The sequence below is a fragment of the Limosilactobacillus mucosae genome (genome assembly GCF_013423865.1).
Taxonomy (GTDB): domain Bacteria; phylum Bacillota; class Bacilli; order Lactobacillales; family Lactobacillaceae; genus Limosilactobacillus; species Limosilactobacillus mucosae.
In genome coordinates this window covers 958,622-980,856 of the sequence record NZ_CP058954.1, presented here as the reverse complement: position 1 = coordinate 980,856, position 22,235 = coordinate 958,622, and the positions used below count along the sequence as shown (strand labels likewise).

General features: G+C 47.6%; 22 protein-coding genes and 1 tRNA gene. 14 read left to right on the top strand and 9 right to left on the bottom strand.

Features of this window, described 5'->3' with window-relative positions; all coding sequences use genetic code 11:
• Positions 1 to 67: 67 nt before the first annotated feature.
• The 6 genes from H0G69_RS04720 to H0G69_RS04695 all read left to right on the top strand — a co-directional run bounded on the left by H0G69_RS04720 (position 68) and on the right by H0G69_RS04695 (position 4,811).
• Positions 68 to 1,465: an APC family permease gene (locus H0G69_RS04720; protein WP_180305323.1), complete on the top strand. Its 1,398-nt coding sequence runs from the start codon at positions 68 to 70 to the stop codon at positions 1,463 to 1,465.
• A gap of 524 nt (positions 1,466 to 1,989) precedes the next feature.
• Positions 1,990 to 2,310: a hypothetical protein gene (locus H0G69_RS04715; protein WP_180305322.1), complete on the top strand. Its 321-nt coding sequence runs from the start codon at positions 1,990 to 1,992 to the stop codon at positions 2,308 to 2,310.
• A gap of 16 nt (positions 2,311 to 2,326) precedes the next feature.
• Positions 2,327 to 2,530 carry a hypothetical protein gene (locus H0G69_RS04710; protein ID WP_033935496.1) on the top strand — a complete coding sequence of 68 codons (204 nt, stop codon included), beginning with the start codon at positions 2,327 to 2,329 and terminating at the stop codon, positions 2,528 to 2,530.
• Positions 2,531 to 2,737: 207 nt separating this feature from the next.
• Positions 2,738 to 3,202, top strand: a complete 465-nt coding sequence (locus H0G69_RS04705) for a MerR family transcriptional regulator (RefSeq protein WP_180305321.1) — start codon at positions 2,738 to 2,740, stop codon at positions 3,200 to 3,202.
• Positions 3,199 to 4,068 carry an aldo/keto reductase gene (locus tag H0G69_RS04700; protein ID WP_180305320.1) on the top strand — a complete coding sequence of 290 codons (870 nt, stop codon included), beginning with the start codon at positions 3,199 to 3,201 and terminating at the stop codon, positions 4,066 to 4,068. Before H0G69_RS04705 ends, H0G69_RS04700 begins: the two co-directional genes overlap by 4 nt.
• Positions 4,068 to 4,811, top strand: a complete 744-nt coding sequence (locus H0G69_RS04695; protein ID WP_180305319.1) for a carboxymuconolactone decarboxylase family protein — start codon at positions 4,068 to 4,070, stop codon at positions 4,809 to 4,811. The genes H0G69_RS04700 and H0G69_RS04695 overlap by 1 nt, the downstream gene beginning before the upstream one ends.
• A gap of 157 nt (positions 4,812 to 4,968) precedes the next feature.
• Here the strand turns inward: H0G69_RS04695 and H0G69_RS04690 are convergent, their stop codons facing one another.
• A complete protein-coding gene (locus H0G69_RS04690; RefSeq protein ID WP_033935493.1) occupies positions 4,969 to 5,316 on the bottom strand; it encodes a carboxymuconolactone decarboxylase family protein in 348 nt (115 codons plus the stop codon).
• Positions 5,317 to 5,469: 153 nt separating this feature from the next.
• The gene (locus H0G69_RS04685) at positions 5,470 to 6,039 is read right to left on the bottom strand and encodes a DNA-3-methyladenine glycosylase I (RefSeq protein WP_180305318.1); all 570 of its coding nucleotides are present in this window, start codon (positions 6,037 to 6,039) and stop codon (positions 5,470 to 5,472) included.
• Between the two features lie 436 nt (positions 6,040 to 6,475).
• Here H0G69_RS04685 and H0G69_RS04680 point away from each other — a divergent pair, with 436 nt between their 5' ends.
• A complete protein-coding gene (locus tag H0G69_RS04680; RefSeq protein ID WP_180305317.1) occupies positions 6,476 to 7,669 on the top strand; it encodes an MFS transporter in 1,194 nt (397 codons plus the stop codon).
• A complete protein-coding gene (nadC, locus tag H0G69_RS04675; RefSeq protein ID WP_180305316.1) occupies positions 7,659 to 8,498 on the top strand; it encodes a carboxylating nicotinate-nucleotide diphosphorylase in 840 nt (279 codons plus the stop codon). Before H0G69_RS04680 ends, nadC begins: the two co-directional genes overlap by 11 nt.
• A 68-nt stretch (positions 8,499 to 8,566) precedes the next feature.
• Here nadC and H0G69_RS04670 read toward each other — a convergent pair whose 3' ends face one another.
• Positions 8,567 to 9,664 (bottom strand): NAD(P)-dependent alcohol dehydrogenase, encoded by a 1,098-nt coding sequence (locus H0G69_RS04670; protein ID WP_180305315.1) that lies wholly within the window; start codon positions 9,662 to 9,664, stop codon positions 8,567 to 8,569.
• A gap of 347 nt (positions 9,665 to 10,011) precedes the next feature.
• Between H0G69_RS04670 and H0G69_RS04665 the strand changes: the two genes are divergently transcribed.
• On the top strand, positions 10,012 to 10,920 hold the full coding sequence (locus tag H0G69_RS04665) for a LysR family transcriptional regulator (RefSeq protein WP_180305314.1): 909 nt from the start codon (positions 10,012 to 10,014) through the stop codon (positions 10,918 to 10,920).
• A gap of 20 nt (positions 10,921 to 10,940) precedes the next feature.
• Here the strand turns inward: H0G69_RS04665 and H0G69_RS04660 are convergent, their stop codons facing one another.
• Positions 10,941 to 11,654 carry a DUF554 domain-containing protein gene (locus H0G69_RS04660; RefSeq protein WP_180305313.1) on the bottom strand — a complete coding sequence of 238 codons (714 nt, stop codon included), beginning with the start codon at positions 11,652 to 11,654 and terminating at the stop codon, positions 10,941 to 10,943.
• 232 nt (positions 11,655 to 11,886) lie between these two features.
• Between H0G69_RS04660 and H0G69_RS04655 the strand changes: the two genes are divergently transcribed.
• Both H0G69_RS04655 and H0G69_RS04650 read left to right on the top strand, forming a co-directional pair.
• Positions 11,887 to 12,933, top strand: a complete 1,047-nt coding sequence (locus tag H0G69_RS04655; protein ID WP_180305312.1) for a threonine aldolase family protein — start codon at positions 11,887 to 11,889, stop codon at positions 12,931 to 12,933.
• Between the two features lie 166 nt (positions 12,934 to 13,099).
• Positions 13,100 to 13,573: a nucleoside 2-deoxyribosyltransferase gene (locus H0G69_RS04650; RefSeq protein ID WP_180305311.1), complete on the top strand. Its 474-nt coding sequence runs from the start codon at positions 13,100 to 13,102 to the stop codon at positions 13,571 to 13,573.
• Between the two features lie 85 nt (positions 13,574 to 13,658).
• On the opposite strand, the gene H0G69_RS04645 is transcribed toward H0G69_RS04650, so the two are convergent.
• Positions 13,659 to 15,314, bottom strand: a complete 1,656-nt coding sequence (locus H0G69_RS04645) for a malolactic enzyme (protein ID WP_180305310.1) — start codon at positions 15,312 to 15,314, stop codon at positions 13,659 to 13,661.
• A 149-nt stretch (positions 15,315 to 15,463) separates the two neighbouring features.
• On the opposite strand from H0G69_RS04645, the gene H0G69_RS04640 reads away from it, so the two are divergent.
• Positions 15,464 to 16,351 carry a LysR family transcriptional regulator gene (locus tag H0G69_RS04640; RefSeq protein ID WP_180305309.1) on the top strand — a complete coding sequence of 296 codons (888 nt, stop codon included), beginning with the start codon at positions 15,464 to 15,466 and terminating at the stop codon, positions 16,349 to 16,351.
• Positions 16,352 to 16,382: 31 nt separating this feature from the next.
• Positions 16,383 to 17,837, top strand: coding sequence for an amidase (locus H0G69_RS04635; protein ID WP_180305308.1), 1,455 nt, complete (start codon positions 16,383 to 16,385; stop codon positions 17,835 to 17,837).
• 74 nt (positions 17,838 to 17,911) lie between these two features.
• On the opposite strand, the gene H0G69_RS04630 is transcribed toward H0G69_RS04635, so the two are convergent.
• Together H0G69_RS04630 and H0G69_RS04625 are read right to left on the bottom strand one after the other, a co-directional pair.
• Positions 17,912 to 17,974: transfer RNA gene (locus H0G69_RS04630), tRNA-OTHER, on the bottom strand.
• A 632-nt stretch (positions 17,975 to 18,606) separates the two neighbouring features.
• Positions 18,607 to 18,825: a hypothetical protein gene (locus H0G69_RS04625; RefSeq protein ID WP_180305307.1), complete on the bottom strand. Its 219-nt coding sequence runs from the start codon at positions 18,823 to 18,825 to the stop codon at positions 18,607 to 18,609.
• A gap of 338 nt (positions 18,826 to 19,163) precedes the next feature.
• Here H0G69_RS04625 and H0G69_RS04620 point away from each other — a divergent pair, with 338 nt between their 5' ends.
• The gene (locus H0G69_RS04620) at positions 19,164 to 19,919 is read left to right on the top strand and encodes an SDR family NAD(P)-dependent oxidoreductase (RefSeq protein WP_180305306.1); all 756 of its coding nucleotides are present in this window, start codon (positions 19,164 to 19,166) and stop codon (positions 19,917 to 19,919) included.
• A 96-nt stretch (positions 19,920 to 20,015) separates the two neighbouring features.
• Here H0G69_RS04620 and H0G69_RS04615 read toward each other — a convergent pair whose 3' ends face one another.
• Together H0G69_RS04615 and H0G69_RS04610 are read right to left on the bottom strand one after the other, a co-directional pair.
• Positions 20,016 to 21,347 carry a replication-associated recombination protein A gene (locus H0G69_RS04615; RefSeq protein WP_143113296.1) on the bottom strand — a complete coding sequence of 444 codons (1,332 nt, stop codon included), beginning with the start codon at positions 21,345 to 21,347 and terminating at the stop codon, positions 20,016 to 20,018.
• Positions 21,348 to 21,411: 64 nt separating this feature from the next.
• On the bottom strand, positions 21,412 to 22,215 hold the full coding sequence (locus H0G69_RS04610; RefSeq protein WP_180305305.1) for a Cof-type HAD-IIB family hydrolase: 804 nt from the start codon (positions 22,213 to 22,215) through the stop codon (positions 21,412 to 21,414).
• Positions 22,216 to 22,235: the final 20 nt, after the last annotated feature.

Genomic DNA, 22,235 nt, shown 5'->3' with positions numbered 1-22,235 from the left:
ATGAATTTGAAAATAAATTAAATAGTGATCGGTTTTTGTTACTTGTCAGATCTGGGGGGTTGATAATATGGATCTGTTTCGCAAAGAGAGTCTAGCCAGCTACATGAAGACTGACGGCCAAATGCCCAAGACCATGAATGCCGGAGATTTAATGGCAATGGGGATCGGCGCTGTCATCGGCAGTGGGATCTTCATCCTGCCGGGAACGGTCGCGGCCAATGATGCCGGTCCAGGCGTGACGCTTTCCTTTTTGGCCGCCGCGGTAGTGTGCGGCTTGGCTGGGATGTGTTACGCCGAGTTCTCATCAGCCATTCCGGTAGCCGGCAGTGCCTATTCATACGGCAACATCATCTATGGCGAGTTCATCGGCTGGATCATGGGCTGGGCACTGGTTTTGGAATACTTGTTGGCCGTTGCCTGCGTCTCGACTGGCTGGGCGGCCTACTTCAACTCGCTGCTGGCCAGCTGCGGCGTCAACATTCCCAAATCGCTGTCTGGTCCGTTTAATCCCGCTGGCGGTACCTATATTAACCTGACAGCGATTCTAAGCGTGCTTTTGATCACCTGGCTGCTTTCATATGGGATGCATGAATCGGTTCGCGTCAACAATATCGCCATTGTGGTTAAGCTTTTAATCATCGTTGCGTTTATTGTGATTGGCATCTTCTTTGTCAAAAAGGCCAACTACCATCCGTTCCTGCCATATGGGGCGCACGGTGCGTTCAAGGGGGCAACAACCGTTTTCTTTGCCTTCTTAGGTTTTGACTGTATCTCGAGTTCCGCGGCTGAAGTCAAGCATCCCCAAAAGAACATGCCGATTGGAATCATTGGTACGCTGCTGATCGCCACGGTGCTGTACATGGGGGTATCGCTGGTTCTGACTGGCATGGTCAACTACAAGCATTTGGACGTTGCCAACCCAGTTGCGTTTGCTCTGCAGTCCGTCCACCAAGGCTGGCTGGCCTCTCTGCTTTCGATTGGAGCGCTGATTGGCATGGCTACCTGCATGTTTACCGCGATCTACGCTTCATCTCGGCTGATCTACTCGCTTAGTCGTGACGGCCTTTTGCCAACCTCGCTGCACCAGTTGGACAAAAAGTCGCACACGCCAAAAATCGCTTTATGGGCCGTTGCCATTGTAATTGCCATTATGGGCGGTTTCGTATCCTTAGATAGTCTTACCAATCTGGTTAATATCGGTACGCTCTTGGCCTTTACGATGGTTTCGTTTGGGATCATCCCACTGCGCAAGCGTGCTGACATTCTTAACGAAGGCGGCTTCAAGGTTCCTTTGTATCCAGTTCTGCCATTGCTATCCGGTTTTGCCTGCCTGTTTATGATGTCGTTTCTATCAAAAGAAACCTGGATCGGGGCCGGCATCTGGTTTGTGATCGGCATGGTACTCTATTTCGGTTATGGATACCGCCACAGCAATATCAATAATTCCATTACCTTACAAGCTTGATTTATTTCAGCAAATCCCGAACTATTTCAAAACAAAAAAGGATGCGGACGATATCGCCTGCATCCTTTTTATCATTTAAATAATTAAAACTTAATGAAAACAAATTAGCTGATCTAATCAAATACTTTTAAAGCTACATAAAGCGTAGTTGACATTATGATCAATCTGGTTAGTATTTGATGGTATTGGCATATATGAAAGATTTTTAGAACTCAGATGCATTGGACGATCCAGGGTTAAATCATCCAATTGCTATTATTTAAACAATCTTTACGGCTAAATTAACTTGTAAGAGTATTTTGAAAAATGAATCGTGAAATCAAGCAGATGCTAAAACTCAGCATCAGCATTGTTTTGATTGAACTAGTCTTCGTTAATCTAGGTGGGATCTTTAATCAACCGCCTACTGAACTAAAAACCAGTTATGCCAGCTGCGCGTCCATACCAATCGATTGCGGACCCTTCAAATTGACCAATCCTCGGAAAAAGGCGCCTATCCCAAAATTAGCGGTCGGCATCTTACCATGGCTGCCTTTCCTAAACAAAACAAGATCTACATTTTAAACAGTAAAAAGGTTGTCTATATTCTCAACGCCAGAGTCAACCTTGCTGCTGGACAACATCAGCTTTTGGTTGGCGATCTTAGAGGTCCATCGATCTTTCATTACGATACTGATGGCAAAGACATTAAGTCCATCAATTGGTTAAGCGTTGGCCAGAATACCGACATTGAGGCGGAACCTAAGCTGGGCAATCATGTTGACGATACGATTCAAGTTTCCAAAAAAGACGCGACCTGGCTCTACAATAATCTGCCCAAAGACGTCCAGCTGAGAATTTATTGATTGGGGAGTGATTAATTTGAAAGAACTGAAACAACTGGTTAAGCGGCATAACTGGCTCAAGCATTTCGGTGTCTGCAACCTTCTAATGTTTTTATTTTTAGTGCTTTATAATTTCACGACTTATTTGGTTCCTTTGATTCACTTAAGTTTGCCAGCAATTTTAGTTACGATGATTCTAGCTGACGTTTTATGCATTACTGGCCAAGTTATCGCTGAATAGCTGCAATGCTTCTCGGATCGATCTGACTTTTCACAGCCTGCAATCAACACAAACATCAATTCAACAGTCTCAGCCTGGTAATTTCCGGCTGGGGCTGTTTTATTTTTCAAGAAAGGTCGTAAAAAATCTCATTTAACCATTGACTTAAAGTTAACTTTAAGGTTTAGCATAAAGACATCAGCTGATGAAATGAAAGGAGGCTGGGAAATGTCATACACCATCTCTCAGGTTGCTCAGATGATGGGCGTTACCCCTTCCACGTTGCGCTACTACGATAAGGAAGGCTTGCTGCCCAACGTTAAGCGCGTCAATGGCATCCGTGTTTTCGAAGATACCGATTTCCCCTGGCTGCGTATTCTAAACTGCCTAAAAGGTACCGGAATGCCGATTCGCCAGATCAAAAAATACGTTGATCTGTGCGCGGAAGGCGATGCAACGCTGGAACAACGCTATGCCATTATTAAAGAGCAGCGTCAGCACGTCCTTGATCAGATTGAGCAGCTCAACTTCTATCTCAAGGAACTCGACTATAAAGACTGGTACTACAAAGAAGCAATCAAGGCCGGTACCGAAAAAGCCGTCTATCATCCCGACAGCATCTCTAATTTACCCCTGGACCAGATTCCAGGAATGAACTATCAAGCAAAACCACCAAGGAGTGATCTTAAGTGACGATTCTTAATGAAGACTACCAGCTAAACAATGGCGTCAAGATTCCCAAACTTGCTTTAGGCACCTGGCTTTTAGATGACGATGCGGCTGAAAAAGCAGTGACTACGGCTCTGCAGCTGGGCTATCGTCATATTGACACTGCTGAAGCCTACGAAAACGAAAAAGGCGTTGGCCGCGGCATTCAGCAATCTGGCAAGGCCCGCGATGAGATCTTTGTAACCACCAAGCTGGCAGCTGAGCTCAAAGACTACGAGTCAGCTGCCCAGGCAATCGAAGAGTCGCTGCAGAAACTGGGACTGGATTACATTGACATGATGATCATTCACAGTCCGCAGCCTTGGAAAGAAGTCAATCAATCCGCTGACCGTCATGAAGCCGGCAACCTGGCCGCTTACCAGGCATTAGAGGACGCCTACCATGCCGGCAAGCTGCGCGCGATTGGCGTTTCCAACTTCAACCAGCACGATCTGCAGAACATTCTGGATCACGCAACGGTTCGCCCAGCCGTCAATCAGGTTCTGGCCCACGTCACGAACACCCCATTTGAACTGATCGACTTTTGTCAGCAGAACGATATTTTGGTTGAGGCCTACTCACCAGTTGCGCACGGCGCCGTTTTAGCCAATCCAGTCTTAAATGAGCTGGCTGACAAATATGGCGTTTCCGTAGCTCAGCTGTGCATCCGCTATGATCTGCAGCTTGGTCTTCTGCCGCTGCCTAAGACGGCCAACCCCGACCATATGAAGCAGAATGCTGATGTTGACTTTGTTATTGGGGCTGATGATCTGGAAACGATGAAGCATCTGGAACACATCAAAGATTATGGGAAAGATGGCTTTTTCCCGGTTTATGGAGGTAAAATCTAATGAAACAAACTGCAGGACACGATGCACTGGGCGAGTTTGCCCCAGAATTTGCTCATTTAAACGACGATGTGCTGTTTGGCGAGGTCTGGTCACGTGAAGACAAACTGTCGCTAAAGCTGCGCAGTATTGCCACGATCAGCGCACTGATTGGCAAAGGCATTACTGACAATTCGCTGCATTATCACCTGGCCACGGCTCGTAAAAATGGCGTCACCAAACAAGAAATGGCTGAACTGCTGACTCACCTGGCTTTCTATGCTGGCTGGCCAAATGCCTGGGCCGCCTTCAATCAGGCCAAAGAAGTCTATGCCGAGGACTTAAAGGATCCTGCCAATGCTCACGGCGGGATGTTCGGGATTGGTCAGCCAAATGACGCCTACGCTCAATACTTTATCGGCCAGTCATATCTTAACGTCTTGTCAAAACCAGGCGATCCTTTGGCAATCAGCAACGTTACTTTTGAACCAGGCTGCCGCAACAACTGGCATGTTCACCGTGCAGCCAGTGGCGGTGGTCAGGTGTTGATCTGCGTTGATGGCGAAGGCTGGTATCAAGAAGCAGGCAAGCCGGCTCAAAGTTTGAAGCCTGGCGATGTCGTTGAGATTCCAGCCAACGTCAAGCACTGGCACGGCGCTAAGAAAAACAGCTGGTTCAGTCATCTGGCATTTGAGATTCCAGGTACCAAAACATCTAATGAATGGCTGGAACCAGTTGATGACGAAGCATACGGAAAACTTGATTGAGCTGATTTCTGTCATATAAAGTAAAGCCAAACTTCAAACAGGCTTCGACTTTAGATCTAAATCCTGCCTTCAGATAATACGAAATAAAAAATGGCCCGGATTGCTCCGCGCCATTTTTATTTATCTAATTATCACTTATGTCGTTTTTGACGATAGCTTATTTTGAGGCCTGGACAAACTGATCATAGCAGTCCAATGCCTTGCCGCCATAAACCGTTGCTGGACCGCCACCCATCATGACAGCAATGCCAATCGTTTCAACCAGTTCATCTCTGGTAACGCCAGCTTTCAGGCACGCCTTGGCATGTTGAACGATACATCCCTCGCAGCGCATGGCAATCGCGATCGCAATCGCCTCTAGCTCCTTAGTCTTTAAATCTAGCGCGCCATCCTTGACGGCAGCATCATGCATAGCGTTAAAGCCTTTGCCGGTCTCGCCCAATGCACCAAACAGATTGCGATTGTTGGCCCGTGCTTCATTCAGCTTTTCTTGATAATCCGTCATTAAAATCACCTCATTGCAGTTCTTTTACCTTCAGAATAGCACGCTGAGGTAGGGATGCAAATAAACTGCCCGCCATTATTGTAAACGCCATCAAAAAACACCGACTATCATAGTAGATGTAAATTTATGCTGTCAAAGCCAGTTTGATCATGCTTACAGCGACTTCCCCAGCCAGCAGGAACGCTCATGTCCGTTGACCACGCCGACTGCCTGCAGATAGGCATAAATCGTAGTCGTGCCCACAAACTTCATCCCGCGCTTTTTTAGATCTTTGGCAATATCATCAGACAGCTGTGATCTGGTTTGACCGATTTCGCGAATTGTCTCCTCTTGCGTCCAATGCCACAGATAATTTGAAAAAGTACCCCATTCTTGTTGAATAGCCATAAAGATCTGGGCATTGCCAACCGCCGCGCGAATCTTTAAACGATGCCGGATGATTCCTGGGTTTTGCAGTAGCCGCTGACAGTCCTCATCATTAAATTTAGCGACCCTGCCAACATCAAATCCCGCAAATGCCTGTTTGAAAGCAGCTCGTTTATTTAGCACCGTTTCCCATGACAAGCCGGCTTGAAACGACTCAAGAAGCAGCATTTCAAACAGCCGGTGATCGTCATGAATCGGTTTGCCCCACTCACAGTCATGATATTTCACGTAAAGCGGGTTTTGCAGGTTGACCCATGAACAGCGCGGACGATCGGTTTTTAAATTATTGTTTGGCATCGACTTCTCCTTAACTTTAACTTTTAAATCTTAAACGCAAAAACAGCGTATCAAAAATCATTTGGCAGGTCAAAACAGGCTGCCACCTTAAAAGTCAGTCGAAGGCTCATTTTCATAAATCCTGCCGCCTTTTAATCGTTTGACGAGATTAAGTGGTCGCTGTTTATTTTTGGGATGCTGATTTTGTAGTCAATTTGCAATCAAGCTAATTTGCATCCCCTGGATAAGCGCTTTCGAAAATATCTAGTCCTAAATTATTTTAGGTAGATTTTACTTTTACAAAACGCGATCAATCCAGTAATGGCAGCGATCGCATAATTGTTAACTGGTTTGGTAAATCGCCAAATAAAACTTGTATTCGGCCGCCAAAGGATTACACTTGATCACAATAAAAGTAACTAATACTTTTTTAATAACTGGTTAAGGGAGAAGTAAAATGGATCAAGGCATTAACGTTAAAAAGACTGCATTTACCACGTTTTTAATTATTGGTACGGCATGGATGTTTGACGCGCTGGACGTGGGACTGCTGTCATTTATCATGCCGATTGTTCGCAGGGCTTGGGGACTGGCTAATTCACAGACCGGATTGATCAGTTCGGTCAGCACTATTGGGATGATCTGCGGCGGCTTTTATTTTGGTCACCTGGCTGATCGAATTGGCCGCAAGAACACGCTGATCATTACCCTGCTGATGTTTTCGCTGGGGAATGTGGTCTTAGCAGCCGCGGTTGGCTTTAAAAGCTTTTTGGTAATTCGTTTCTTTGTTGGAATGGGACTCGGTGGCGAACTGCCAGTAGCTGCTACTTACATTTCTGACTTATACCAGGGCAACAAGCGCTCACAAATGCTGATTATGGCTGATAGCTTTTGGGCGATTGGCTGGCTGATTGCCTCATTTCTGTCGTTTTTGCTCAGCACCACGATTGGCTGGCGGGGTCTGTTACTGGTTACTGCACTGACTGGCTTTTTTGCCATCATGATGCGCCGCAACATTCAAGAAATCAGTCACGTCCAAACGCAGCATGTTGCTTTGGGCCAAGCCTTAAAAAAGTCGTTTCATGGCAAGACCGTTCTGCTATGGATTGCTTGGCTGATGGTAATGTTCAGCTACTACGGGATGTTTATGTGGCTGCCAAGCATTATGCTGGCACGGGGCAACAGCGTCATCGAAAGTTTCGGCTATACGACGATCATTGTGGTGGCCCAGTTGCCTGGATACTATCTGGCGGCTTGGCTTGCCGGCAAAATCAAGATTAAGTATGTTTTTGCCATCTACATGTTGGGAACAGCGCTGGGAGCAATCATGTTCGGCAATGTTTCCAGCAGTACACTGACGGTTCTTGCCGGCTGCATCTTATCGTTCTTCAACTTGGGAGCTTATGGTGCCATTATCGCTTTGACGCCAACATTGTATGAGACTGATGTTCGCGGGACGATGACCGGGATGGCGCAAGGAATGGGCCGAATTGGTGCCGTGGTTGGACCGCTGCTGGTTGGGGTTTGGATTGACCAACACGTCAGCATCAATATGATTTTCTTGATTTTCATGATTTCGTTGATTATTGGTTCGGTGGCTGTCTTGGCATTGCCGGAGCCAGGAAAGAATGAGGGCGCTCATGCTGAATGATTTTCTTCTCAAACAAAAACTGACTGCCTTTTTAAAAGAAGATCTGGAATTTGGGGATGCCAGTCTTGCTCCCCTACCCGATCATGTCATTGAAGGAACGTTTATTGCCAAGGCAGATGGAATTGTCTGCGGTCTGCAGGTTATCAATGCCGTCTATGACCTTTTAGGCGGTGCTGAAGTTGAACTATTGGTCAGCGATGGTGAAAAAGTCGCCAAAAAGACCGAGCTGGCACACGTCAAAGGATCAGCAACCGTTTTGCTGAGCGGTGAGCGCGTTATTTTGAATCTGCTGCAGCACATGAGCGGGATTGCTACTAAAACTGCTCAAGCCGTCCAGCTGTTAGCTGATCCAACCATCAAGATCGTGGATACACGCAAAACGATGCCTGGACTAAGAATGTTCGAAAAAGCGGCCGTACGTGCTGGTGGCGGGTTTAATCACCGTATGGGACTAACGCACGGGATTATGTTAAAAGACAATCACCTGGCATTGGCAGGCAGCGTTGGCAAGGCAATCGATCTGGCCAAGCAAAGCGTTGGACCAATGACGCGCGTTGAAGTTGAGGTCGAAACAGAGAGTCAGCTGCGGACCGCGATTGCTCATCATGCCGACGCGATCATGTTTGATAACCAGGTACCGGCCACGATTAAAGAATGGCAAAAGCTGGTCCCTGCTGGAATTCTTACCGAGGCGTCCGGTGGTATTGATTTGACTACGATTGCATCCTATCGCGGCTGTGGCGTTGACTTTTTGTCTATCGGTGAACTGACCAACCGTGTCGTTCCACTGGATATCAGTTTTTTGGTCAATGGCGCGGTTAAAAGCTGAAAAATAATTTAAAAACAGCATTGTAAACCTTACAGTGCTGTTTTTTCATTTACTGAGGATTTAAATGCCTACTCCATCGTCACAACGGCTTTGATAACCTTGCCAGCGTTGGAATCTTCTCGAGCCTGTTCCAACTGTTCAAATGGATACTTGGTAATGATCTTGTCGATTGGGAACCGCCCTTCTTTGTAGAGTTGAACCAACCGCGGAATAAAGATCTTTGGATTGGAGTCACCTTCACAACAGCCAATTACGGTCCGATATGCCATCAAGACGTCCTTACCAAAGTCAAAGTTCTCAACTTCACCAGATGGCGCCAGCAAAACGATTTTACCATTCAGACAGGTACTTTGAATGGCGTTTTGGATCATGTTGCCATTGCCAGAGGTATCAATGGCATAGTTGACGCCGCCATTTGAGATTGCCTGGACTGCCTGGGCCATCGTTTGACCAGCCGGCAGCTGCTTGCGGTTGATTACGTCGGTTGCGCCCAGTTCCTTGGCCAGTGCCAGACTGTGCTCATTGCCGCCAACCGCAATAATCTGACGGCAGCCCGCCACCTTGGCAGCCATGATCGCGCTAAAGCCAACCGCACCACAGCCAAAGACAGCCAACGTTTCGTCAACGTGGGGACGCAGCGTGTTTAAGACGGCCCCGGCACCAGTCTGAACGCCACAGCCAAATGGTGCAATCATGGCCAGATCAACGTCTTCATCGATTTTTACGATGCTTTCTTCACTGATCGTAGCATATTGAGCAAATGATGATTGGCCAAAAAACATTGCTACCGGCTGACCGTTTTGCGACAGCTTGCTCTGACAATCAGCACCCACGCCGCCAAAATTAATTTCGTTAAATTTTTCACAGTATTGAGGACGGCCTTGAACGCAGCTCTTGCAGTGACCGCAAAAGGCGTATGAAAAGGCTACATGATCGCCAACCGCAAAGTCTTTGACGTTTTCGCCCAGTTTTTCAATGATGCCGACCCCTTCATGTCCCAAAACAATTGGCGACATGCCAAGCGTGCGGCCAAATTCATCAGTGTGGCAAAGACCGCTGGCAGTGATGCGTACCAGGACCTCGTCATTTTTTGGCTCAGCAAGTTCGACTTCTTCAAATTTGTATGGATCCGTAGCTTGACGAACAATGGCAGCTTTCATTTTCATAATCGATTCTCCTTATCTTTACCATGCTCACTAATCTGCTTTGATATGACTAACTGCTTTTGCATCCAGATAACAATATATGTGCTAAGACAAGTGACCATCAGACTTTCCGAATTTAGATAAAACAGCATTATGGTCCTACTAACGTTCGGCTGTATCTATAAAAACTAAGACTCGCATTCACTGCTTAAGTAATGGTTTTGAGAAATGCCGATTAGTACTGGGCCAGTCTTGCACCTATTGTTAATCATTTAACAAGATAAGTTTAGCATTGAACTTGTAGCCTAAGTAGTGCTAAAATATGCCGACACCCGAACTATTTCATTCGGCAGGCAGGAGGGAAAAACTTGAATCTCGATCAGTTAAGAATCTTTATGGAAGTCAGCGAGTTGGGCAGCTTTCAAAAAGTCGCGCAGGCACATTACGTTTCACAACGGGCCGTTTCAAGACAGATGAAGCGTTTAGAAGATGAACTCAACGTCAAATTGTTTACGCGTGGCAAGAATCAAGTTACTCTGACAACGGCTGGCGGTTTCTTTAAGGAGCGCTGTCAGGTTATCTTGAGAATGATCAACGATACCAATCAGGCTGTTCAGCATTTTGACGAACGATCGCGGCATCGCTTAACGATTGGGTACTTCTCACCTTTTGACACTTTGCTGCTGCGCGACTTGATCTTTGAACTGGATGCCAACATTGACGTTTTTATTGCTGAAGCTGGTCCCGAACACGTCATTACCGATGTCTTGATGAATGATCTGGATTGCGCTGTGGTGATGGATCATTACGGCTTTGACCAGGAATTTTCCAAGATGGGCCTAAAAACCGCGTTGCTGCACACGGATCAGATGGTGATCGGCGCCAGTGAACGACTGCCGATCAAAGATGCCGTTTCCATTGAACAGCTGCGGCGCTACCCGATCATCTATTACAGCAATGAAGAATCATCCTATCTCAAGCGGGCCTTTCTAGAAAGTCTGGGATTAAATAGCCAGGCTTTAAACGTCGAGCGCGTCTTTTCGTTTGAACACATGCAGATGCTGGTCAGTCTGGGCAAGGCACTAGCATTTTACCCCCGCGAGCTGATCAAGGCTTACGATAGGACCAGCCGCCACATCCGCTATTGGCCGATCAAGGATGCCTCTGACCAACGCTTTACCTTCAACCTCGTCTACCGCAGCGATAATCATAATCCAGCCCTGCGTCAGCTGCTCGATCAGATTAAAATTACCGATGGGATGCCTAAGCAAGCGTGATTCCATAGTCGTCTGATTGATTAAAAGACGACCCAGACCGCGCCAATTACCAGTGCTGGCAAGAGATTGGCCACGCGAATCTTGTTGCCCCACAAAAGATTGATGCCAACGCAAAAGATCAATACGGAACCGATATAGGAGATGTTGTTCATCACAGCCGTTGTCATCAGTGGCTTAAGCAGCTCGCTAAACAGCGTCACCGTTCCCTGCAGAATCCCGACTGGCACCGCCGCGAATCCACAGCCGCGTCCCATTGAAGCCGCCATTACCAAGACGATTACAAAATCAAGAATCGCCTTGGCAAACAGAATCGAATGGTCGCCCAAGATCCCATCCTCAATTGAGCCAACGATTGCCATTGCCCCGATACAAACGGTCAGCGACGCGGTTACGAACGCTTCGATAAATTCTTGATCATTGGCATTGCCGGTCTTTTTCTTGAGCCATTCGCCAAAATCGGCAAAGCGATCCTCAATCCGCAGCCACTCGCCGATTAGTCCGCCAATCGCCAGGCTGCCAATCAGCATCATGGTTCCCTGCGTTGAAAAGCTGCCATGCTTAAACGTGAGCATCTGTGCCATCGTCCCGCCCAGTCCTAAAAACAAAACGGCAATTGCGGTCGCTTTCATCAAGGTGTCTTGAAAACGAGGCGCGATTCTTTCACCAGCAAGACAGCCGATTATGCCAGCAGCAGCAATTGCAATTACGTTCACGATAGTTCCTAATCCCGGCATTTTTATCCCTCCATTTAAAACCGCCATCCCAGTTCGGAAATGGCGGTTTCTAATTTAATTCTAATAATCACTTTATATCCTAACAAATCATTCAGCTGCTGACTAGTCCAAATTAGCATCCATCAACTAAACCAAAGTCTTGCATCGATACTGCTCCCAATTGTCATCGGCACGTCTTTAGCGTATGATCGATATAAATCTAATTGGATACAATCGACTGCGAGGTAATTATATGCACGATAAACTTTCATTTGCTTCTGACTATCTAGAGGGCGCTCATCCCAGCATCTTAAAACGGCTTGCTGATACCAATTGGCAAAAGCTGCCGGGCTATGGTTTTGATGAGATCTCACTGACGGCTAAGGATAAGATTCGCCAAGCCTGCCACGCTCCCAACGCTGAGGTCGAGTTTTTGGCTGGGGGCACGCAGGCCAATGTCGTGATGATTGATGCGCTGCTGCAGCCCTATCAGGGAGTAGCAACCGCAGATACTGGCCATATCAGCGTTCATGAAGCCGGCGCGATTGAAGCAGGCGGTCACAAGGTTTTAACGCTGCCTGGTCATGAAGGAAAGATTACTGCTGCTCAGATTGCCGAATTGGCTGGTGATTACGCAGCCGATGCCAACCACGATCACATGGTTATGCCAGGAATGGTTTATCTGTCACAGCCGACTGAATTTGGAACGCTGTATACTAAATCGGAATTACAAGCCATTCACGACGTCTGTCAACAATATGATATGAAACTTTACGTTGACGGTGCGCGCTTATCATATGCACTGGCCTGCACGGTAAATGACGTTACCATGGCAGATCTGGCAACGTTATGCGATGCGTTTTACATTGGCGGAACCAAATGCGGCGCCTTGATCGGTGAAGCCGTCGTTATTCCAGACCCAAAACTATTGCCGCATCTGTTTACGATGATCAAACAGCATGGCGCGCTCTTAGCCAAGGGCCGTCTTTTGGGTATTCAGTTTGATGAGCTTTTTAAGGATAACCGCTACATCGACATTGCTCGGCCCGCGATTTTATATGCCGATCAAATTCGCGATTGTCTCAAGCAAAACGGCTACCAGCTCTATGGATCATCACCAACCAATCAGACTTTCTTTGTTATTGAAAATCAGCAGCTGGCTCGTCTTGAAAAGCAAGTTGAATTCAGCTTTTGGGAAAAATACGATGAAACGCATACCATTATTCGGTTTGCCACCAGCTGGGCCACGCAAAAGCAAGACGTTGATCAGCTCTGCAAACTCATGCGTGAGCTTGCTTAATTGCTGTTTAGGTTTCGGGAATGGTTTAGTTGCTACATTAAAATCGGCCATGTTGATGACTCCTAAATTGTTAAAAATCTAAGACTATTACTTTTTAATTTGGCTAATGTTATAATTAATACCCTGCCTTAGTTACTGTAATTTTAATCAAGGGGAAGATTTTAAGATGACTAACAAAACCATTTATTTTTGCGCCGGCTGGTTTACTGACAAGCAAAACCAGGCCTATCAAGCGGCCATGACGGCAATCGAGCAGAATCCAACCATTGACGTTGAAAACAGCTACGTTCCTCTGCAGCATCAGTACAAGAACATTCGCGTCGATGAGCACCCAGAATACCTGCACGACAAGGAATGGGCCACGGCTACCTTTAAGGGCGACTGCCTGGGCGTTACCACGACCGACGTTACGCTGGCCGTCTACATTCCGGATGAAGAAGACGTCGGCATGGGAACTGAGATTGCCTGGGCTAAGGCGCATGGCAAGTACGTGCTGCTGGTAATTCCAGATGAAGAATGGGGCAAGCCGATCAACCTGATGTCATGGGGCTTTGCGGACAACGCCATCAAGATGAGTGAACTGGCCAGCTTTAATTTTAACCAGCCTTCGTTCAACTTCTATGAAGGGGCCGTCTACTAAAATCATTCATATAAACGGCAACAGCGCCAAATTCGGCTTACAAAGCATGAATCTGACGCTGTTTTTTTTACTCTAAGTCAATGTTTTATTTGCGGTAGTTTGCCAGCAGTTCATCAAACGGCTGATACTCTGGCTGCCAGTGCATTGCCGCAACGGCCTGTTCTGCACTGAGATCAGTCTGTGCCAGGCCTTGATCAATCGCTGACTGGGCCACGGCGATCGCGACTTGCTTGGAAAAATCAGTCAATTGGCTGACCGGCGGCAGAACCGGTGCCCCAGGAGCCTTGACGTCAACCAGGCCGCCAAGTGCATGCGCGGCAGCAGCCAGCATCTCATCATTGATAACCCGTGCATTAACGGCCAAAGCACCAAATCCTACGCCGGGATAGATCAAAGCATTGTTGGCCTGGCCAATCTGGTAGTCGATGCCTTGGTATGCGACCGTAGCACTAGGAATTCCCGTTGCCACCAACGCCTTGCCATTGGTCCATTTAATCAGGTCAGCTGGTATGGCCTCGATCTTTTCAGTTGGGTTGGAAATTGGGAAAATGATTGGGCGATCAGCATGTTTGGCCATCTCTTTAATGGCAGCTTCGGTAAAGGCATTGTGAACCGTTGACGTACCAATCATTACCGTCGGCTGAACGGCCTTGATGATTGCCGGCAGATCCGTAAGCTCGCCCGCGTCAACAAACTCATCTCGCGAACGGACAAATGCCTGTTGTTTAGGCGTCAGTCCCGGCGTATCCTCAAAGAGCAGTCCTTGACGATCCACCAGATAGAAATGCTGCTTGGCTTCTTTGGGACTCATTCCCTGCTTGATGAGCTCGTTGTACAGCATCTTGACGATTCCCATCCCGGCAGTACCGGCACCAAATGTCAAGAAACGCTGCTCAGCAATCGACTGTCCAGAAATGTTAAGCGCGCCCAGAACACCAGCCAGCGCGATGACGCCAGTTCCTTGAATGTCATCGTTAAACGTCAAAATCCGATCCTGATACTTGTCCAGAATCTGGGCAGCCGTACCGCGACCAAAGTCCTCAAAATGCAGCAGGCTCTTGGGAAACAGTTTTTCAACCGCGGCAACGAATCGATCAATATACGCAAAGTAAGCCTCACCGCTCAGACGCTGGTGCCGCATCCCCAGATATTCATCATCGGCCAACAGCTGCTGATTATCTGTCCCTGCGTCAATTACAACCGGCAATACCTGCTGCGGATCAATGCCGGCTGCTGCCGTATAGACCATCAGCTTGCCAACCGCGATATCCACGCCGTTAACGCCCCAGTCGCCGATCCCCAAAATGCCTTCTGCGTCAGTAACCACGATCAGACGAATATCCCGCTGATCAGCCGCATTCTGCAGACGCTGTTCAATCGTATCTGGGTCGTCAACCGTCAGATAAGCGGCATCTTGCGGTTGCATGAACCGTTCATTATAGCGTTCGATCGCCTCGGCAATTACTGGATCATAGACGATCGGCATGAATTCATCAATGTGCCGAACCATCAGATTGAAAAACAGCGTCCGATTATGGTTGAAGATTTCCATTAAGAAATGACGCTTTTCAATCAGTGATCCCTTGCTTTGGTACAGTGCATACATCTCGGCAGCCTGCTCATCAATCGTTTTGACACGGGGCGGCAAGAGGCCAATCAAGCCATATTGACGCCGCTCATCTTCAGTAAAAGCAGTACCGCGATTTAAAAACGGATCATTAAGTATTTGAAATCCACGCATTACACTCCATCTTCTTTCAACAAAATTCATCTTTATCTCATATCTCGCAATCGATTATAAAAACTGGCCAACTGCATAGTCAAATATACCCAAATCCATAAATTTTTTTGATATGATAAATTTAAATCCTATCAGGACGGTGTTTGTCGATGAATATTAAAGAATTATATTATTATCATGATTTGGTTAGGACCAAAAATTTTTCCCAGGTCGCAGCAGATTTCAACATCAGTCAGCCAACCGTCACCATGGCTATCAAACGACTTGAAGAAAGCTTTGGAACGACTTTTTTCATGCGTGATCGCTCGCATCATCAATTAACGGTTACCAGTACTGGTCTTCAATTTGACCAGCACGTTCAGCGTATAATTGAAGAACTTGAGATTGCCCAAAAAGAACTGACCCGCGCCAAACAGGAACGCATCAGTTTTGGCCTGCCGCCAATCATCGGCAGCTGGTACTTTCCCCGCTTCACCCCGGCGCTGCTGCAGGCAGGACTGCTCAATCGGCTGGAAGTCGTTGATCATGGTTCGGCCTCACTGCTGCAGCTGCTGGCAAAAGGCGAGCTTGATCTGGCGCTGTTAGGCTCACTGCAGCCATTTCAACAGCCGAGTCTGCGAGCCTGTGTGATCGATAAGGCACCGATTAGAATTATTGTGGCTAAGGATCACCCTTTGGCAGCTTTTGAAGATGGCGTATCATTTGCTCAAGCCGCACAGTATCCGTTTATTACGCTTGATGACGAATACGTTCACGCTCAAGCTTTCCGCCAGGCTGCTTGTCTGGCTCGTGTGCGTCCCAAAATCGTTTTTAAAACCAGCGATGTGCAGATTTTAAAAGCGTTGGTCGCCAATCATTCCGGAATCTCTTTTTTGACGGATCTGGCGCTGGATGACAATGATGGGCTGGCAGCCTTACCATTGACGGATGGCAGTCAGCCTGAGTTTATTATTTCACTGGCGGCCCGTGCTAATCGGCTGCTGACGCCTAACGCCCAAAGACTATGGTCGATTCTGGAAACGCCGCTTTATAAATGACTAATATCGCAATCTGAAAGGAGATGTCTAAATGAATCTACTGACGTTACCGGCCTATCGCTTGGCAGAAATGATCCGCCAGCACCAGCTTACCAGTCGTGACCTGGTTGAAATGGCACTAAATAAGATTCAAGTAGAAAATCCTACCCTCAATGCCGTTGTTCATTTAAGAGCAGCAGCCCTAAAAGAAGCCGACCAGCTAAAAGATCACGGGCAGCCGTTTTTAGGCGTCCCCTTGCTGTTAAAGGGACTCGGTCAGCGAATGAGAGGCGAGCCTGATACTAACGGCAGCCGACTGTTTCGCAATCAACTGGCTGCTGAAACCGATAATTTTGTCAAAGCACTTCAAAATGCTGGCTTTATCATTATTGGTCAGACAAATTTTCCGGAATTTGGCTATAAGAACATTACTGATGCCAAACTTTTTGGTCCAGCCCGCAATCCTTGGAATCCGCAGTTCACGCCCGGCGGCTCATCAGGTGGTGCCGGCGCGGCCGTGGCAGCTGGCTGGGTACCAATCGCTGCGGGCAATGATGGCGGCGGCTCGATCAGAATTCCGGCCAGCTGGTGTGGCGTCATTGGCTTGAAACCAACTCGTGGCCGCATGCCGGTTGGTCCTGGCAATTGGCGGTCATGGCAAGGCGCATCGATCAATTTTTCATTGACGCGGTCGGTTAAAGATACCGCGCTTTTGCTGGAGAACCTCCAAACCGTTCAGCCCGCTGCCGTCTTCCAAACCCCGCTACTCAATCCAGATGCCTTTAAACCAAACGATCACTCACGTCTAAGAATCGGCTGGACCACTACCTCGCCAGTAAAAACCCCGGTTACAGAAGATGCCGTGCAAGCCGTCAAAAACGCGGTCGCTTTTCTTCAAGACCTGGGCTATGACTGTCAGCCCTATGAAGATCCGATTGATGGCCGGCAGCTGATTGATAGTTATTATTTGATGAATGAAGGCGAAACGGCTGCCATGTTTGCCAGCATTGAACAATCAATCAAACGTCCCGTCAAACAAAATGAGATTGAATTGGTTACCTGGGCACTCTGGCAAGCCGGTAAGAACGTCACCGCTACTGAATATATCAATGCATTGCACATCTGGGATCAGGCCAGTGCTCTCCATGCTAAACTGCACGAAGAATTTGACGTGCTTTTGACTCCGACAACGGCTGGCCGCCCTTATCGCATTGATGAACCGCAGCATGCTGCTGTCTTCGATGAGCGTCTGCAAAAGATCAATCAACTGACAGCACAAGAACAACGCCAGCTGATATATGATCAATGGCTTGACTCGCTAAGCCGCACGCCATTTACGCAAGCCGCCAACCTGACTGGTGAGCCTGCAATCTCATTACCCACTCACATTGCTAAAGACGGTCTGCCGCAGGGAATTCAATTAACTGCCAATAAAGGTCGCGAAGATGTTCTGCTACAGCTGGCTAAATTATTTGAAGACTATGGGATGCTTAAAACGCTCAGCTGATTCATCGCTATAAAAATACAACAGCCCTCAAAACACCTTAAACATCAGGTGCCTTGAGGGCTGTTTGATATCTAACCCAGTCGCAAGAATCGAACTTGCATCGTTTGGCAACCGCTCTTCCTTTGAGCTAGACTGGCATTCAGACTTGCGCATTGGTTTGCGTGGCGTGAAGTTAATAGTTGATTAGGCAACGTGCTCGACAAGGCTTAGCCAAGACCCATCGATCATGACCTCTTGTCGCTTAAACAAGGCACGGGCTGGGATCGGTACCCACCAGCTTTTGGTCAGCATAAGCATTCATCAAGTATTGATTGGATGCCGCCGTTTGACCGACTCGGACCGACCTCGATGCTTATAGCTGCATCACTGCAGCATCACGGCGAACGTTTTTAGTGACGTTCCACTTTGGGTCTTAGGTTGTCAGGTCTAATTGACTGTGGATGGGATATTGCAAACGCGCATCGGATCGTGCCTTAACTTATTAACCTCTTACCTGACTGACTGGGAACACGGCTTTTTTTTCACCGCGATCAAGACTCACTACAAGCCTTGATGCTAGGAATCAAACAGCTATCGTTGCCTGACGCCTTGGTTCATTGATAAGCCAGCCAGCTGGGCGACTCTGCCAAAGCCTCATGCACCAGTTTCAAGTCAATCCTCAAAATAAATTGAGAAATTAGTATAGGCTACAGCTGATAATCCATTATGTCAATAAAAAAGATCATCTATCGAAAGCAGATGACCTTCCATAAATATTTTGATTTGAGAACTAAAAGTCCAGCTGCAGCTTTTCCAGTTCGCTCCAGGCAGCGTTCTTGGTTTCGTCAGTCGGTACGGCCTCGCCATCAACTGAGATGTCGGCCCGCCGCAACAAGACCTTACCATCATTCAAGACTTTTTGAATCAGGTAGGCTTGAGCACAGCGCCAGTCGTTGATGCGAACCAATACTGCATCATTCATGGCTTTTACGACTTCTTTCTTTGTCATGATATCAATTCCTCTCTCTGATGATCAACGATATCCCGATGACGATCATCAAGTCATTGCCTCAACGCCAGTTTTTTCAGTTGTCAAGACGTTTTGAGATATCGGAATCAAATTATTCCATCTTTGCTGCTGAAAGTCAAATTAAAGTTGTAAACGTAGCCGATTCTTAAGCTGGTTTATGAATAGCTAAAGCCGGTGGTGTCTTATTTTGTTTTTGTAGTTTAGTTAAGGTAAATTACTACTAGTTTATTAAATGGAAATTGATTTCAATTTCTCACTCCCCTGCTCACAATTGAGACTATAATAAAAGCAAGTATTTGATTAAAGGGGGATCCATTATGCGCTATGACTATGATGGTAAAAACGTTATCGTAACCGGTGCGACTGGCGGAATCGGTAAGGAAGTCGCTAAAGGCATCATTGCTGGCGGCGGCTCAGTTGCCTTGATTGGCCTAACGCTTGATGAAGCAAATAAAGTCGCTGCTGAGCTTGGCGAGCACGCCCATCCTTATGCCATGGATCAAAGCAATCGCGATGCCGTTGATGCAGCCTTTCAGCAGATCTTAAATGACTTTGGCCGCATTGATGTCTTGATCAACGTAGCCGGCATCATCAGCGCCAAATCGTTTGATGAATTATCGCCAGCTGAATGGGATCGGACGCTGGCCGTCAATCTAACTGGCCCTTTCAATACCGTTCATGCTATCTGGGAACACTTCAAGAATAATGGCGGCGGCCGAATCGTCAACGTTTCTTCCGTAGCCGGTAAAATTGGGGGCGGCTTGTTGGGAACGACGGCCTATGCATCGTCCAAAGCTGGTTTAAACGGCTTTACCAAGGCAATTGCTAAAGAAGGCGCTAAGTATGGCATCTACGCCAACGCGGTCTGTCCTTCCTTTACCCACACTGGCATGACGGCCGCATTGGAAGCTGATCCCCAAAAACGGCAACGGGTCTTAAGTATGATTCCGCTTGGCCGTGGCGCGGCACCAGCTGAAATTGCTCAAATGATCCTGTTCTTTGGCTGTGACGCGGCCAGCTTTATTACCGGCGAGATCGGCGACTGTGATGGCGGGATCGTGATGGACGGCTAGTCTTGATCAACTAAAAGGCACTAAAAAGAGGCACTCGGCTGCTTTGAGCAGAATGCCTCTTTTATTTATTTGATGCGCCATCTTAAAGTCCTGCAACTATTGGGTTCGCCCATCATCGTTACGGTGCTGCCGTTTCCAGTTCTTGATCTGAGCCAGGCGCCGTTTAAAGCGAATCTCATTGCCCTGCTCGGTTGGGTAATAATACTGATGCCCCACGAGATTAGCCGGCATCGTTTCCATCGCAGTCATTTTAGCCGCCGTATCATGCGCGTACTGATAATCTTTGCCATAGCCCAGTTCTTTCATGAGTTTGGTGGTTCCATTGCGAATCTGCAGCGGTACTGGCTCATTGGCCGTTTTTTCAACGTCTTCTTGGACTTTTTGCGTGGCAGCATAGACCGCGTTGGATTTAGGCGTAGTCGCCAGATAGATTACGCATTCCGTCAAGTGAACGTTGCATTCCGGCATTCCCAGAAACTGACAGGCCTGGTAGACATTGACCGCGACGTTTAACGCATTGGTATCGGCCAGGCCAATGTCTTCACTGGCAAAGCGTACCAAACGCCGCGCAATATATAATGGGTCTTCGCCACCATCCAGCATGCGCGTCAGCCAGTAGATGGCCGCGTCAACATCAGAGTTACGCATGGATTTATGCAGTGCCGAGATTAGATTATAGTGCTGCTCGCCTTTTTTATCATATTTAAGCGTTTTATGACCAAGCAGCTGCTCCAACAGATTGTCCGCTGCCGTAAGCCGACCGTTTTCATCAACCTTACCATTATCAACCAGCATTTCCAGTGTGTTGAGAGCTGTACGGGCATCGCCATCCGCAAAAATCGCCACTTGTCTCAATAAACGATCATCAATCTGAATCGGACGCGCAAAGCCAGTCTGAGCCGCGCGCTGCAGCATCTTTTGCAGATCATCCGTTGACAGCGGCTGCAGCACAAAGACACGGCAGCGCGAAAGCAGAGCAGAATTGATCTCAAACGATGGATTCTCAGTCGTCGCGCCAATCAACACGATGCTACCATTCTCAACGTAAGGCAAAAATGCATCCTGCTGTGCCTTGTTGAAGCGATGAATCTCATCGACAAATACGATCGTTCGCTGACCATAAGCCGCGTTTTGCTGCGCTTGGACCATAAGCTCTTTGATTTCTTTAATGCCGCTGGTAACGGCACTGAACGAGATGAATTCCGACTTGGTATGCCGTGCGATTACCCGTGCCAAAGTCGTCTTGCCCACGCCAGGCGGCCCCCAAAGAATCATTGAGGGCACGCGATCAGCATCAATCAAGCGACGCAGCATCTGGTTAGGTGCCAAAAGATGCTGCTGGCCAACGATCTGATCCAAGGTCTGGGGACGCATACGACTAGCCAGTGGTTCGTGCGTTGCCTGTTCAAAAAGCGATTCTTGATGCATTTGATCACCTCTTAAAAAAGCCTTCCGCATGACGTTATGCAAAAGGCCATTCATATTTGATTAATTATAGATAGGACTGCAGAACATGCAAAACGGCATCATGATTGTTGTCTTCATCAGCCGTAAAATCAGCTGCCTGTTTGACCGTTGCACTGGCATTCCGCATTGCCCAGCCGACTCTGGCCATTTTAAGCATGGTCACGTCATTGCCGCCATCACCAAACGCCACCAGATCATCAGCCGTCAGTTGCCATTGAGTAAGCATCTTTTGCAGCGCTTGAGCCTTATCAACACCAGGAATCATTAAATCAACCGAACCGTTGCCGCTTGGCGTGATCTTTAACCGCTTGCCAAACCGGCTGCGCAAGGTCTGCAGCTGGCCTTTCAGTTTGTCTGGCTCAACAACAAACGATATCTGATAGAAACGATCGGCTGGCAGCTGCTTGAAATCTTCAATAAAAATATGATTGGGAAAATAAAACTGCAGCCGCTTGAGCCGTGATGCTGAAACGTTTGGCGAGATATAGCCGTGCTGATGACCTGAAAGCGACGGCACCAGATCCATTTTCTCGACCATAAACGGAATCAGTTCGTCAATTACCGTAGGATCCATGGTCTGCACCATCAGCTCCCTGTCATGATCAATAACGTGCGCGCCGTTTTCACTGATAAAGGTCAGCTGTTCATGCCGAGTTGGAAAGTATTTCAACAGACACTCATACTGATCACCGCTAGCCACGATGACATGTACGTCTTGGGCCAATAGTCGATCCAACAGCTGGCTGAACAGTTTGCGATCAAAAGTCTTGTCATCACGCAGAAACGTGCCATCCATATCAAAGGCCACCGCTTTAAAAGGAAATGCCATTTTCTTCTCCTTCAAATTAT

Excerpts from the sequence above, each read along its gene's own strand:
- H0G69_RS04655 (WP_180305312.1), top strand. The coding sequence starts at position 11,887 with ATGCACGATAAACTTTCATTTGCTTCTGACTATCTAGAGGGCGCTCAT.
- H0G69_RS04695 (WP_180305319.1), top strand. The coding sequence starts at position 4,068 with ATGAAACAAACTGCAGGACACGATGCACTGGGCGAGTTTGCCCCAGAA.
- H0G69_RS04620 (WP_180305306.1), top strand. The coding sequence starts at position 19,164 with ATGCGCTATGACTATGATGGTAAAAACGTTATCGTAACCGGTGCGACT.
- nadC (WP_180305316.1), top strand. The coding sequence starts at position 7,659 with ATGCTGAATGATTTTCTTCTCAAACAAAAACTGACTGCCTTTTTAAAA.
- H0G69_RS04615 (WP_143113296.1), bottom strand. The coding sequence starts at position 21,347 with ATGCATCAAGAATCGCTTTTTGAACAGGCAACGCACGAACCACTGGCT.
- H0G69_RS04625 (WP_180305307.1), bottom strand. The coding sequence starts at position 18,825 with ATGACAAAGAAAGAAGTCGTAAAAGCCATGAATGATGCAGTATTGGTT.
- H0G69_RS04660 (WP_180305313.1), bottom strand. The coding sequence starts at position 11,654 with ATGCCGGGATTAGGAACTATCGTGAACGTAATTGCAATTGCTGCTGCT.
- H0G69_RS04635 (WP_180305308.1), top strand. The coding sequence starts at position 16,383 with ATGAATCTACTGACGTTACCGGCCTATCGCTTGGCAGAAATGATCCGC.
- H0G69_RS04720 (WP_180305323.1), top strand. The coding sequence starts at position 68 with ATGGATCTGTTTCGCAAAGAGAGTCTAGCCAGCTACATGAAGACTGAC.
- H0G69_RS04690 (WP_033935493.1), bottom strand. The coding sequence starts at position 5,316 with ATGACGGATTATCAAGAAAAGCTGAATGAAGCACGGGCCAACAATCGC.
- H0G69_RS04705 (WP_180305321.1), top strand. The coding sequence starts at position 2,738 with ATGTCATACACCATCTCTCAGGTTGCTCAGATGATGGGCGTTACCCCT.
- H0G69_RS04685 (WP_180305318.1), bottom strand. The coding sequence starts at position 6,039 with ATGCCAAACAATAATTTAAAAACCGATCGTCCGCGCTGTTCATGGGTC.
- H0G69_RS04645 (WP_180305310.1), bottom strand. The coding sequence starts at position 15,314 with ATGCGTGGATTTCAAATACTTAATGATCCGTTTTTAAATCGCGGTACT.
- H0G69_RS04640 (WP_180305309.1), top strand. The coding sequence starts at position 15,464 with ATGAATATTAAAGAATTATATTATTATCATGATTTGGTTAGGACCAAA.
- H0G69_RS04610 (WP_180305305.1), bottom strand. The coding sequence starts at position 22,215 with ATGGCATTTCCTTTTAAAGCGGTGGCCTTTGATATGGATGGCACGTTT.
- H0G69_RS04670 (WP_180305315.1), bottom strand. The coding sequence starts at position 9,664 with ATGAAAATGAAAGCTGCCATTGTTCGTCAAGCTACGGATCCATACAAA.
- H0G69_RS04715 (WP_180305322.1), top strand. The coding sequence starts at position 1,990 with ATGGCTGCCTTTCCTAAACAAAACAAGATCTACATTTTAAACAGTAAA.
- H0G69_RS04650 (WP_180305311.1), top strand. The coding sequence starts at position 13,100 with ATGACTAACAAAACCATTTATTTTTGCGCCGGCTGGTTTACTGACAAG.
- H0G69_RS04680 (WP_180305317.1), top strand. The coding sequence starts at position 6,476 with ATGGATCAAGGCATTAACGTTAAAAAGACTGCATTTACCACGTTTTTA.